12 protein-coding genes, 2 tRNA genes and 1 pseudogene are annotated in these 12,068 nt (G+C 65.8%); 5 read left to right on the forward strand and 10 right to left on the reverse strand.

The window, feature by feature from the left end:
* Window positions 1–34 precede the first annotated feature (34 nt).
* Complete coding sequence (locus tag Q0925_RS00070; RefSeq protein ID WP_299330494.1) at window positions 35–1,207, forward strand: hypothetical protein; 1,173 nt, start codon at window positions 35–37, stop codon at window positions 1,205–1,207.
* Between the two features lie 360 nt (window positions 1,208–1,567).
* On the opposite strand, the gene Q0925_RS00075 is transcribed toward Q0925_RS00070, so the two are convergent.
* Window positions 1,568–2,233, reverse strand: coding sequence for a hypothetical protein (locus tag Q0925_RS00075; RefSeq protein WP_299330497.1), 666 nt, complete (start codon window positions 2,231–2,233; stop codon window positions 1,568–1,570).
* A 290-nt stretch (window positions 2,234–2,523) separates the two neighbouring features.
* On the reverse strand, window positions 2,524–3,318 hold the full coding sequence (locus tag Q0925_RS00080; RefSeq protein ID WP_299330500.1) for a helix-turn-helix transcriptional regulator: 795 nt from the start codon (window positions 3,316–3,318) through the stop codon (window positions 2,524–2,526).
* A gap of 215 nt (window positions 3,319–3,533) precedes the next feature.
* Between Q0925_RS00080 and Q0925_RS00085 the strand changes: the two genes are divergently transcribed.
* The gene (locus Q0925_RS00085; RefSeq protein WP_299330502.1) at window positions 3,534–4,514 is read left to right on the forward strand and encodes a DMT family transporter; all 981 of its coding nucleotides are present in this window, start codon (window positions 3,534–3,536) and stop codon (window positions 4,512–4,514) included.
* Between the two features lie 227 nt (window positions 4,515–4,741).
* On the opposite strand, the gene Q0925_RS00090 is transcribed toward Q0925_RS00085, so the two are convergent.
* Both Q0925_RS00090 and Q0925_RS00095 read right to left on the reverse strand, forming a co-directional pair.
* A tRNA-Thr gene (locus tag Q0925_RS00090) sits at window positions 4,742–4,815 on the reverse strand.
* 13 nt (window positions 4,816–4,828) lie between these two features.
* Window positions 4,829–5,314: a GNAT family N-acetyltransferase gene (locus tag Q0925_RS00095; RefSeq protein ID WP_299330505.1), complete on the reverse strand. Its 486-nt coding sequence runs from the start codon at window positions 5,312–5,314 to the stop codon at window positions 4,829–4,831.
* Between the two features lie 375 nt (window positions 5,315–5,689).
* On the opposite strand from Q0925_RS00095, the gene Q0925_RS00100 reads away from it, so the two are divergent.
* Both Q0925_RS00100 and Q0925_RS00105 read left to right on the forward strand, forming a co-directional pair.
* Window positions 5,690–6,802, forward strand: a complete 1,113-nt coding sequence (locus Q0925_RS00100) for a glutamate-cysteine ligase family protein (RefSeq protein WP_299330507.1) — start codon at window positions 5,690–5,692, stop codon at window positions 6,800–6,802.
* 81 nt (window positions 6,803–6,883) lie between these two features.
* Window positions 6,884–7,588, forward strand: a complete 705-nt coding sequence (locus tag Q0925_RS00105; protein ID WP_299330510.1) for a type 1 glutamine amidotransferase — start codon at window positions 6,884–6,886, stop codon at window positions 7,586–7,588.
* A 112-nt stretch (window positions 7,589–7,700) separates the two neighbouring features.
* Here the strand turns inward: Q0925_RS00105 and Q0925_RS00110 are convergent.
* The 6 genes and pseudogenes from Q0925_RS00110 to Q0925_RS00135 form a co-directional block, all read right to left on the reverse strand.
* Window positions 7,701–7,997: pseudogene (locus Q0925_RS00110) on the reverse strand (branched-chain amino acid ABC transporter substrate-binding protein); the annotation flags it as partial.
* Window positions 7,998–8,087: 90 nt separating this feature from the next.
* Entirely contained in the window at window positions 8,088–8,402 is a 315-nt protein-coding gene (locus tag Q0925_RS00115) for a DUF5785 family protein (protein WP_299330513.1), read from the reverse strand.
* Window positions 8,403–8,849: 447 nt separating this feature from the next.
* Window positions 8,850–8,933 (reverse strand) — tRNA-Ser (locus Q0925_RS00120).
* Window positions 8,934–8,997: 64 nt separating this feature from the next.
* Complete coding sequence (locus Q0925_RS00125; RefSeq protein WP_299330516.1) at window positions 8,998–9,753, reverse strand: DUF2064 domain-containing protein; 756 nt, start codon at window positions 9,751–9,753, stop codon at window positions 8,998–9,000.
* Window positions 9,754–9,807: 54 nt separating this feature from the next.
* Window positions 9,808–10,449 carry a uracil-DNA glycosylase gene (locus tag Q0925_RS00130; RefSeq protein ID WP_414652074.1) on the reverse strand — a complete coding sequence of 214 codons (642 nt, stop codon included), beginning with the start codon at window positions 10,447–10,449 and terminating at the stop codon, window positions 9,808–9,810.
* 53 nt (window positions 10,450–10,502) lie between these two features.
* Complete coding sequence (locus Q0925_RS00135) at window positions 10,503–11,603, reverse strand: ATP-binding response regulator (RefSeq protein WP_299330517.1); 1,101 nt, start codon at window positions 11,601–11,603, stop codon at window positions 10,503–10,505.
* A gap of 112 nt (window positions 11,604–11,715) precedes the next feature.
* Here Q0925_RS00135 and Q0925_RS00140 point away from each other — a divergent pair.
* The coding region (locus Q0925_RS00140; RefSeq protein WP_299330520.1) for a CheF family chemotaxis protein at window positions 11,716–12,068 on the forward strand (353 nt) is incomplete at its 3' end.

The following is a 12,068-nucleotide window of genomic DNA, read 5'->3' on the forward strand; positions in this document are numbered from 1 at the left end:
AGGTTGATGCCCGTCGCCGGGCACGTCACGCGCAATGACGCCCCTCGCCCGTCGCCTCGCCGGTTTCGATCGTTTCTCCACCGCTCAGCGGGCGGTGCTCGGGTACTACGCCGAAACCGGCCGGATCGACTACCGGGCGCTCACGATCAAATCCGCCGTCGACAACCGGATGGAGACGATCCTCAACGACGTGTACGACGGCTGCGCGGCGGCGCTTGCCGACGAGTTCGGCGTCGACGCCGACGCCGTCCGCTTTCGCTACGAGACGAAACTCACCCTCCCCGCGGAACTGACGCTTGGCTACCTCTACCGGCGGGCACTCGCCCGTTCGACCCCGGGGTACGATCCGGTCGACGACGAGACCGGGGGCGTTCGTGGACGCCTCGGCGTTGTCGACCTGTCGGCCCCCGCAAACGCCGAGGCGCGGGCTTACGTCGAACGGGCGGAGGAGGCAACGGCGCTCATCGTCCAAGCACTGCTCGACGGGGATATGCGCGATGCGATCAACGACGACGAGTTTGAGGACTTCGACGTGACGATCACGGGCGGCCCGACCCCCGATCCACGGCGGGTCGCGACCCGTGTCCAGACCCACCTCCAAGGCGTCGTCGAGTCGGCGTTCGACCGCGCACCCGACGCCGTCCGGACGGCCTACGACGACGCGGTCGACCGTTCGGAGGCCCATCAGGAACGCGACGAGCGGTTCCGCGAGGCGTTCTCCGACGCCCTCGACGGGATCGAGGGGGCCGCCGACCGGATCGAACGCGAGTACAAATCCGCGCCCGTCCCGGCGGACACGCCGTTCACCGACCGGGAGCGCGACCTGCCGTACCTGAAAACCCAGTACGACCGCGTGGGCGTTATCTACGACGGGATGCTCGATGCATACCGGGGCATCGGGTTCAATATCCCGGAGGCGTTCAGCCGGTCGATCGTTCTCGCGATCATCGGCGCACAGATCTGGCTGGACGATGTCGACGACTACGACGACGACGTCGCGGACGGACAACTCACCCCGGTCACCGCGGAGTACGTCCTCCACGACGACGACGCGGCCGCCTACGAGGCGGTGGTCTCGATCACGAACCGCTACTTCGACCTCGCGCGGTCGTACGCGGAGGCCGCGGACTCGCCGCTCAACGGCATCGCCGTCGAGTACATCCTTCTGTCGGGCGAACCGGAGCGCCTGCCCGGAAGCGGGGTGTAGGTCGGCAACCGTCACTGCCCTACACGACGACGGTGGGATCCCTGTCGGGCGGCGCGACACACCTGAGGATGTGGACCCCACCGCCGAGACGGTGACACGGCTCCCATGGGTAGGTCGGGGTCGCGTTCGGAACGGTACGTGCCGACCGTGGCTGTCACCGGTTCCGGTGCCGGCCACTCTCGGGCATCCTGCCGTTACCTGCGGCCCGAAGCCCCCCGACCGTTTGTTGCGCGGCCAGAACGTTCCGCCAACAGGCGATACGGGACGACGACCGGTGTGTGACGACACCGAAACCCGCCCGTGGCCGGGGGTGTCAGCCCCGGCATCCTGTGACCGCACGGGGCCGGTCGCCACTCCCGTTCAGTTTCGGCCGAGGTCGAGCGTCGTCCCGTTCTCGACGAGAACACCCCGATCCACCGCCGTCTCGAGGATCCGCTCACACTCCGGCTCCGAGACGTCGTAGGCCGCGGTCACGAGCGTCGTCAACTCCCCCCGTTCCATCGGGAACTCCCGGTTTTGGAGCAGACGGAGCACCTTGTAGTACGACTCCGGCACGTCGGGGTCGGGGTCGGTGTCGGCGCCGGCCTCCGTCTCCGCATCGTCGCCCGCGTCCTCGGTCGCATCTCCGCCCGTGTCGTCGGCCTCCGCCCCCGCATCAGCGGCCGTCGCTCGGTCCCCGTCGTCGTCCGCGGCCTCCGGAGAGTCCGTCCCGTCCGTCGCGGTCACCGTTTCGGGTTCGACCTCTTCCGTCTCGGCCGTTCCGTCGCTCCCGTCGGACGGTGTCCCGTCGTCGTCGAAGGTGATCGAGGGGGTCGACGACGGCTCCCGGACCGGGCCGTCCGGTCCCCCGCCGGACGCTTCCTCCGTCAGCGGTTCGAGCACCCGTCGGAGCTTCTCGTGGCAGGTCGAACACAGGACCGCCGAGTGTGACCGCTCGGCTGACAGTCGGTCGTCCGGCGCGAGGTCGTACTCGCGAAGCGAGTCGCCGACGGCACCACAGAAGTAACATGACCGCAACTCTGGCATGTACGATGCGTCCCACAGCGTCGTGCTAAGTGTTTCCCTCCACGGGTGTCCTCAGCAACCGACCGAATGTGGTGTTATCGACGGCTTATAACGTAAATAATAAGAGACATAGGGAAAATAATTAAATATATGCCCATCGTATGGCCCACCGTAATGGTTCATTATCTCTGCCCGGGCTGTGATCGGGAAATCGAAGCGAGTCCGTTTCGGATGACCTGCCCGACCTGTGGCGGACGACTGGTCAACGAGCGATTGTCCCGTTGTTGTTCTTGATCCATCCCTGACCTCGGTCAGTGGGTGAGTTCGTCCCCATCGACGGGCGACGCGGCGTTCCAGTACCGATCGAACGTGGCGTGTGCCCACGCGCGGACGACCGGGTCGTCGCTGTCGATCGACGCTTGGAGCACCCCGTTCCCGTCGCGCAACAGGACGTGTACCACGTCGTCGGCGACGGTCACGGCCACCGGCACCTCCGTCTCCCGCACTCGAACGCTCGCTCCCGGCGCGTCGATGAGGGAGTCGAGGCGTCGTCGTAGACCCGCGTCGCCGGCCACCGCGTCGAGGGCACGCCGGGAAAACACGCCCTCGAACGTCGATTCGCCGGCGCTCACCCGTTCCTCGATGACCGTGAGGCTCCCCTGATTGAACGCATGGGAGAACGCCCGAATCTCCTCGGCGTCCCGGAGTAGGTCGAGAACCCGACTCACCGGCGCGTTCGGCTTCGTCCCGCTCGGGACGGTGATGGTTGCGTCGTCGAAACGGCGCAGGTCGAAGTCGATGGCGTTGGCCGGTAGGTAGCGAACCACGCCACGGAGTTTCGCCTCGGTCTCCATGGTGTCCAACAACCCGAGAAAGCCATCGGCGACGAGTTCCCCCGTGGCCGTGGCGACGTATCCATCGTCGACGTGTCTGATCCACGACCGATCCTCGAGATCCCGGAGAATGCGCCCGAGCGTCGCCTGCGAGGCACCGGTGGCGGCCGCGAGATCATCCCGGGTGTGGCGCTCCTGTGCCAGACGCCGGAGTACCGCTACCCGGTTCGCCGAGAGCGCGAGAAACTCGATCTCCGACAATGCGGACTCCATACCGACACGGGGACGCCCCACGACAAAACCGTTTTCCCGGCTTGAAATAGTTGCACACCCAGAGGTGTCATCACCGACCGCGTCGGTTTCTTGCCATGAAAAATTTTACGAATTAAACTAAACGTCCCCAGGCCGTACGGTTATTCGATGCGTTATCGTCCTCGGCGTTCACCGGGCGAATCGGCACGTGGATCGGTCGGATCGAGGGGTGTGGAGTGACCGCGGTAGGTCGCCGCTCGCTCGCCGCGTTCGCGGCCGCGAGCATCCTCTTCGGCGGCACGTTCGTCGCCGCAAAGGCCGGCCTCAACTACTTTCCGCCGTTGTTGTTTGTCGCGTTTCGCTTCGACGTGGCGGCGGTTGCACTGCTTGGCTACGCGGCCGTCACGACACCGCGTGCCGACTTCCTGCCCCGGACTCGACGTGACGCCGCCGGTATTTTAGCGACCGGTGTCCTCGCCATCGGCCTGACGAACGCCATGTTGTTCGTGGGTCAGGAGTACACCACCAGCGCCGCCGCCGCGATCGTCTTCAGTCTCAACCCGATCCTGACGCCGGTGTTCGCCGCACTCCTCCTCGCGGACGAACGCCTCTCCACCCGTGGTGTTCTGGGCATGGCGCTTGGCTTCGTCGGCGTTGCGCTCGTGGTCAACCCCGATCCGTCGACGCTTCTCGACGGCGGCGTGGGAAAACTGGTCCTGTTCGGTGGCGCGGTGAGTGGCGCACTCGGGAGCGTTCTCATCCGACGCGCGGGCGGTGGCCTGTCCAGTACGGTCCGTACCGCCTGGGGGCTTCCCTTCGCGGCGCTGTGCTGTCACCTGCTCAGTCTCGCGGTCGGCGAGTCGCCCGCGGCGGTCGAGTGGACCCCGACGGCCGTTCTCGCACTCGCTTACGTCGGTCTCCTCGCCGGCGCGGTCGCTTACATCGCCTACTTCGGTCTCCTCGACGCCGCGGGAGCGATCCGGGCGAACCTCGTCTTCTATGCCGTCCCCGTCGTCGCCGCGGTCGGCGGCTGGGTGATCCTCGGCGAAACCATCTCGGCGCTTGCCGTCACCGGCTTTGTCACCATCTTCACCGGCTTTGCCGTTCTCGGCAGCGGGTCGGTCGACCTCCCGGCGCTCCGCGGGCGGTTCCCCCGTCCACGCGGCACCGACTCGACCGACGCCGTCGACGAGACCAGAGGGTTCGAAGCCGACTGACCGCCGCCCGCGGGACGGTTCGGGACGAACGACGAGTATCCATTATTGATAATTCGAGCGGAATTTAAATGGATCGAGTCCGTTACTATGCGTTGAGAGGGGGCCGGTGTCGGTGGGCTCTGAGTTGGGTGACGTCCAACGGCGATATGCCATCGGATCAGGACTTTCACCCCGCCCACGAAAGCGCTGTTGCCGCCTCTCGATCCGTTTATCAGCTACGAGCCACGAGCCAGGGGTGGGATTCGAACCCACGAAGTCTCGATTACAAGTCGAGTGCATGCACCGCCCATGCTCCCCTGGCACACCGCGACGAGTTATCGCTCCGCCCGAGCGTTCTTATCGGTTTCGACCTCTTTCTCGAAGCCGATCCGATGTGGCCGGTACCCCCGGTTCTCGTACAATCTGACGGCGTCGTCGTTTGCCGCCAGCGCCTCCAGTCGGATCACGTCAACCCCGCGGTCCCGCAACGCCGTCTCCGCGGCGTCGAGAAGTGCCGACCCGACCCCCGACCGGCGGTGGGCCGCCACGACGTAGAGGTCACGGACGACACCACGGGTGACCGTCACCGCCAACGGACCCTCCTCCACACCGTACCGGGCGAAGCCAACGATGTCGTCGCCGTCGCGTGCGACGGCGAGTCCGTCCTTGACGGCGTGGTGTGCCATCGATTTTCTGATCGCGTCCCGGTTCGGGTCGGCGAGCAGTTTCGACCCGTACCGGCGTTGTTCGCTCACGAGGTCGACCCAGAGGTCGGCGACGGCGTCGGTGTCGCTTGGTGTGGCTGCCTCAACCGTGACCATGCGGCCGGTATGGCGACGCGGAACAAGTCAGTTCCGTCGGCCGGCTGTGAAACGCAATACACTGAATGACCAATAGTAATCGAAATAACCGTTTTTATTCCTCTCGATGCCCGTACGAAAACAGAATACGTGGTTTGAAACTACCTGTATCAATGTGTTTGTCCAGTAGTATTTAGTGGTGTGAGTGTTAGGTCCACGTATGGCACGAGTTGTCAAGCACGAGTTGACCGGTGGAGTATCCGACCGCGCGCCGGCCGTCGGAGTCGGCCGGCTTCACGTGGCGGTCGACTGGCGCGGCCGACCCAAAACGCCCGACTCGGCTCGGACACGCACCGAGGATCGGGACGCCTGAGAACGACTCAGCACACCGGGACCGTGTCGACGAAACGAACGACCACAACGCGACGGAGCATCGAGGTCGAGTACTGGGTCATCGACGACGACGGACGGCTCACCGACCCGAACGCGCTCGTTGACGCGGCCGCGGGCGTCGAACGGGAGTTCGTCCGACCGCTCTTAGAAATCAAAACCACGCCGTGTGGCTCGACGGCGGAACTCCGGACCGAGTTGTTCGACCGGATCGGACGTGTTCTCGACCGGGCCGACGACCTCGGCATGGGGTTGGTTCCGTTGTCGACACCGATAGCCGCCGAGACGGTTCGGGACCGCCCCTGCGACCGGACCGATGTCCAAGACCGTGTTCTCGGGGCGGATTTCGAGTACGTCCGTCACTGTGCCGGCACACACGTCCACGTCGAACAGGACCCCGGCGGCGAAATCGACCAACTGAACGCCCTGACCGCGCTTGACCCTGCGCTTGCCCTCGTCAACTCCTCGCCGTACTACCGCGGGGAGCGGCTGGCCGACGGCGCACGGTCGAAGCTGTACCGTCGTCTGGCGTACGAGCGCCTCCCACACCAAGGGCGGCTGTGGCGCTACACCACCGATACCGACGAGTGGACCCGGCGACTCGAACGCCGCTACGAGGAGTTTGTGACCGCGGCGATGGACGCAGGCGTCGAGCGCCGGACGGTCGAGTCGTGTTTCGACCCCGAGAGCGCCGTCTGGACCCCGGTCCAACTCCGTGAGGAGTTCGGCACGGTCGAGTGGCGCTCGCCCGACGCGGCCCTCCCGAGTCAGGTCGTCCGGCTGGTCGATGGTGTCGTCGACGTCGTTGAGGCCGTTCGCGATGTTGGCGTTCGGATCGGTGACCGGACAGGAACGCTCACCGACGAGGCCGTCGTTATTCCGGCGTTCGACGCGGTGCTTGGCTACGTCGACGCGGCCATGCGAGAGGGACTGGACAACGACGCGGTCCGATCGTATCTCGGTCGGATGGGGTTCGACGTCACGGCCTTTGATCCGTTGTCCCGAGGGTTCGATGCGACGGAGCCGGTCAGTCCGGAACAGGCACGCCGTCTTCGGTTGGACTACGCCGAGCGCTTGGCGAGCGATGTCAGACACGCGAGGTCGCTCAATGCCGACTGAGCGGTCGGTGAGAACGACGCCCCGGCCGGCCTACCCACTCTCGCCAACAGGCCGTTCCACGGGAGGCCGGCCCCGCGACCTATGACCCGCCCGCGCATCGCGCTGTTGAACGCGGCGCGGATGGCCGACGATACGCGCCGCAACTTCAGACGGGAACTCGACGCAGAGGTCACCGAGTTCGACTGCCTCTCGGGTGGGCTTCCGGACACCGTCCGCTATGACGCCTTTGTGGTCACCGGCTCGTTCGCGTCGGTCTACTGGGATCGGGAATGGATCGGCCGGCTGAAGACGTGGGTCGGCGCCGCCGTTGAGGCCGGCCTCCCGGCCCTCGGGGTCTGTTATGGCCACCAGCTTCTCGCGGACGTTCTCGGCGGTCAGGTTGAGAGCATGGGCGAGTACGAACTCGGCTACCGAACCATCGAACAGGACGGCGAAAACCGACTGCTCGACGGCCTCGACGAGGAGTTCACGGCGTTCACCAGTCACTCGGACCGGGTCACCGAGGCCCCACCCGGCGCGACGGTGTTCGCTCGAAACGAGTACGGCATCCACGGCTTCCGGAAGAACCGCGTGTTCGCCGTCCAGTTCCATCCGGAGTACGACATGGCAACCGCCGAGTCGGTGACCAGAGGGAAAGCGGACCGCCTCCCCGAGGAGCGGATCCGTGCCGTGCTCGACGGCATTCACGAGGACAACTACCGGGCGGCCAGACGGACACGCCGGCTGTTCGACAACTTTCTGGACTACGTCGTCGAACGCCGTATCGAGGGCGTCACCTCCGGGTGAGCAGGCGTGTCCCGTCCGAACGGCGGGGTGAAGAAAGGTTTATGCGTGCGTCACCTCCCCACACCACAAGGGCATATGCCACTCATGGATGCGTACACGCGGGGGCGACGGCTGGGCCGCCGGCGGCCGGGGCCGTCCCGACGACGTTCGCCATGTCGTTCCCGACCTGTCCGGGCATCTCGCCGTCTCTGAGTCCGTCGGGGACTAGAACGTCCCTGTCGCCACCCGCCATCGAGTAGTAGTCCCGGAACAGTTGGATCCCGCTTTCCGGGTAGCCGATGACAACGAGCATATCGGGGCCGTCGCCACCGCCGCCACCGCCATCGCCGCCGATACAACCGGCGAGTCCCGCGACGCCGGCCACACCCGCACCGACGAGGAACTCGCGCCGTCCGGTGTTTCGTGCCATACCCGTACGGACGAACGGTGCGGTGATAAACTCTTTTGACGTGACACACACTCGGCTCAAACACTCCGGAGGCCGGCGGTTGACGGAGTCTCAGGCGTCGCCGACGAACGCCTCGGGGCCCTCGTAGAACCAGTTGCCGTTTTCCCGCATCGCCTCGCCGAGAAGGCGGTGAAGCGTCTCGAAGTCCTCAACGGTCCCGGCGTCGACGCCCTCGAACACGTCCCGGAGGGGGACAACCGTCTCGGAGTCGATACGAACGGGGTCGTCGCCGTACTCCGCGACGAACGCGGACACGTCGAGGGGAAACTCCTCCGTCTCGTCGATCTTTTTCGCCACGACGGCGTGGCCGTACTTGCGTCGACCCTCGCTCCCCTCGTCGCCGTCGGGATCGTGTGGCCAATCCATACGGTGTTTCGGGACGGCCACCGCAAAACCGTTACGCTCGGCTGTTAACCCTCACCACGGCGTGAATCGGTGTACGTCGCGGGCGTGTGCGAGAAGTTCTGCCGTCGAATCGAAGCTCTCACCACACTCGCAGCGGTGCAACGCCGCCGATGTCGAACCCTGTGTGGACATACGAGATGGTACGGTCCCGCCGCATTTATAATTATTGTTCATGTGTTTTGGTGACACGGGACCGGGTGTACGCGAGGCCCACACCGGATGCGAACCGAGGCGGATGGACACACCGGGCGACCGAAACGAACGGGGCGCGTCGAGGGTGATCGGTGGGACTGGGCCGGGGTTCGAACCACGGTCGAACGCTTTCTTGCTCGCTTTGCTCGCAAGACTGCGGCCGCTCTGATTCGGATCCCAGCGGTCGCTTTTCGCTCACCAGCGTTCGCGAAAAGGCGGTGGGACTGGGATTCGAACCCAGGAAGCCGTGAGGCTACCTGCTTTCAAGGCAGGCGCAATAGGCCGCTCTGCCATCCCACCGCACTAAATCGTTCGGACGCGGCGATAATAAGCCCTGTCGATTCCGCGGGCGAGAGCCCCGCCGTCAGTTCCGAACCAGTCGTGGCTCCGTCTCGTCATACGACACCCGCAGGTCGAGGCCGTCAAAGAAGGCCGCCGTGTTGACCGGTACGTTGCGCTCCCCGTCGATTCGGGCGTTCAGGATCGGCAGGGCGTCCAAGAGGTCATCGCCTGTCTCGATCACCGGTTTGACGGGTAGAAAGTCGACCTCGTTGTCCGCCGACCGGCCGCGGGCGGTGAGCGTCTCCATCGCCGGACGCGCGAACGCGCCGTCGAAATCGATCGGTTCGGTGAAGCCGCCGTAGTACCGCCGACCACCGGTCGACGGGCCGAGAACGACCTCGGCGCGGCGGAGTTTCATCGCGGCGTTGTCGATCAGCGTCCGTGTCAGAAACGGCGCCGATCCCTCGACGACCGCCACGGAGTTGACCCCCTCCTCCCGGAGAAGGTGCGTGACGGTGTTGCCGGCGCGTGCGTCGAACGTCGACCCGACCTGCGGTTCGAATCGCACCTCCGAGATGTCGTCGAGGCTCGACGCGGCGAGCGTTCGAAGCGCCGCCTCCGACGACGTGTCGGTGACGTACTCGTCGGGGAGCAGGTCGTCGGGCCGGTAGTTGACGAGCAAATCCCCGCCGGATCGGGAGACGGCGACGAGGATATCCGACAACATCGCGGCGTAACACGACGCGGTCTCGGCCTCGGTCAGCGGTGTCGTCGCCGCGAGATCGGTCGCGACAAGCCCCTCGCGCGGTGGGTCCGCCAGCACGGCGATGGTGGTCATAGCACCCGCTCGTGGCGGCGAGGACTTGAACGCGCCGGTCCGGTCTCCGACCGGTCAGTCGTGGGCACCGCTCCGGCCTTTCGTTTGTCGGTAGTCCCGGCTGAGCACGGACTCCCCGACGTGTTCGATGAACGCCTCGGTTTCGGCGTCGGTCTGGTCGTCGAGCGTGCGCATCGGAACGAGTTCGAAGCCGCGCCCGCGGATCGTCGTCGCGTGGGACTCGGCCGCGTCGAGGCTTTCCGCGTCTCGGGTCGTGTGTTCGACCGCGATGCCACGGAGCGCCCGGGTACCGATCGGGACGATGATCTCCGGGTTGATCATACGCAGGTCGGCGGTGAGGTAGGGGTCACAGGTGGAGACCTCCTCGTCGGTCGGCCCGCGGTCGGGGTGTCGACACCGGGTGAGGTATGTGAGGTAGGCATCGTCCAGTTCCGGGCGGTCAGCGTCGGGCGGCGACGCCGCAAAGCCCAACTCGCCGAGGATCCGCTGGAGGCGTTCGCCGGCCGGGTCGCCGGTGAATGGCACTCCGGTGCGGTCCGCGCCCGGGCCGGGCCGGCCGCCGACGAAAAGAAAGTCCGCCCCCACGTCGCCGTAGCCGTGGACGACGTTCGTCCGCTCGTCACAGAGGTCCGGACAGTTCCGGCAGTCTGGGTCCATGCCGAAGGGGTTATCGGGGTGATCCTGTGCTGGGTCCACAGTCCGTTCTCGGACCCGGGACACAAAAGCGGTCGGCCGTCGACGACCTCGCGTTACATCCCGACGCTTGTCCCGCCGGCCGGTGCTGGCTCCTCCGCGTCGATGCTGGTGATCTCGATCCGCGCTCCGCCGGCGGCGCTCTCGGTTACTGTAACGGTCCAGCCGTGTGCGGTGGCGATGTCGCGTACGATAGACAGACCGATCCCCGTTCCCTCCGGCTGGGTCGTGTATCCACTGTCGAACAGCTTATCACGGCTCTCGGCGGGGATGCCCGGCCCATCGTCCGTGACGTAGAAGCCGTCGCTGAGATCCCCAACGGTCACCGTGGCCGTCGGCCCTCCGTGTTCGACGGCGTTCCGAACGAGATTCTCGACGAGTTGGCGCAGGCGGCTTCGATCGGCCGACACCGTCCGCGTCGTCTCGACGTGGAGGGTCGCATCGGCGGAACTCACCGTCTTCCAACACTTTTTGAGGAGGTCCGGAAGGTCGACCGGACTCGGGTCGTTCACCTGCTTGCCCTGCCGAGCCAACTGCAGCAGGTCGGTCGCCAGCGCCTCGATGCGTGAGAGTCCCTCGTCGATGCCGTCGATGTGCTCGCTCTCGTGCTCCTCACGGAGCAGATCGAGGCGTCCCTTCGCGACGTTCAACGGACTCCGGAGGTCGTGTGAGATGACCGACACGAACTCGTCGAGACGCTCGTTTTGCGCTTCGAGTCGCTCCCGGTCCGTGTTTATTGGTGCGTATGCCGTGGCCTGGGCACGCGTTCGCGCCAACTCGGCGGCGTTCCCGACCCGGTTGGCCAGTACTTCGAGCGTTGTCCCGTCGCCGCGGCGGTGTACGTGATCGGTCACCCCGGCCGCGATGGCGTTCTCAACCACGTCGTTGTCCATGTTCTCACCGACGAGAACGAACGGCGGCGGCGTCGACACCGCCTGCTGGACGGTACGACAGAAGTCGACACCGTCTGTGCCGGGAAGCCGGTAGCCGCTTACCACGCAGTCAACCGGGTTCTCGCGGAGGTGAGCCGTTGCGTCGGTCGGGTCGTTATACTGTACCGTCCGGACGCCGTCGCACGCTCGCTCGAGAAACGCCGCCGTCGAATCGCCCGCCACCCTCTCGGCTCCGACGAGAAGGACACAAGTCTCCGACTCCATAGTAGACATATCGCCGGTGTAAACTTCAAGCCACCGCGGCATTATAATTCGTGAGAACTGGCCCCGACGAACTAAGACGGTTCATTACGATGCCCGACGTGGTGGTCTAACCGTGACCGGGGATGTGCTGGCCGACTTCGTGGCCGACGTGGCGCTGAGCGACGGGGCGGCGGAACCCAGTCGGATGCGCGTCGTCCTGAACGACCGGGAGCTCGTGTTCGCCACCGGCGACGGAACACGGCTGATTCCCCTCGACCACGTGTTCGACATCGTTCAGGATATCTCCCCCAGAGCGGCGCCCGACTCGACCGAAACCATTCGGCTTGCGTTCTATGTCGATGACGTGCGCGAGGTGGCGTCGGTCCACGGGGACGCGGGGAGCCTGCTCCGATTTCAGCACACGTTGTTTCGCGGCCTACTGACCGGCGTGGATACGGTCGTCAGACACACCGTCGGCGGGACGCG

The organism is Haloplanus sp., from assembly GCF_028275055.1.
GTDB lineage: Archaea > Halobacteriota > Halobacteria > Halobacteriales > Haloferacaceae > Haloplanus.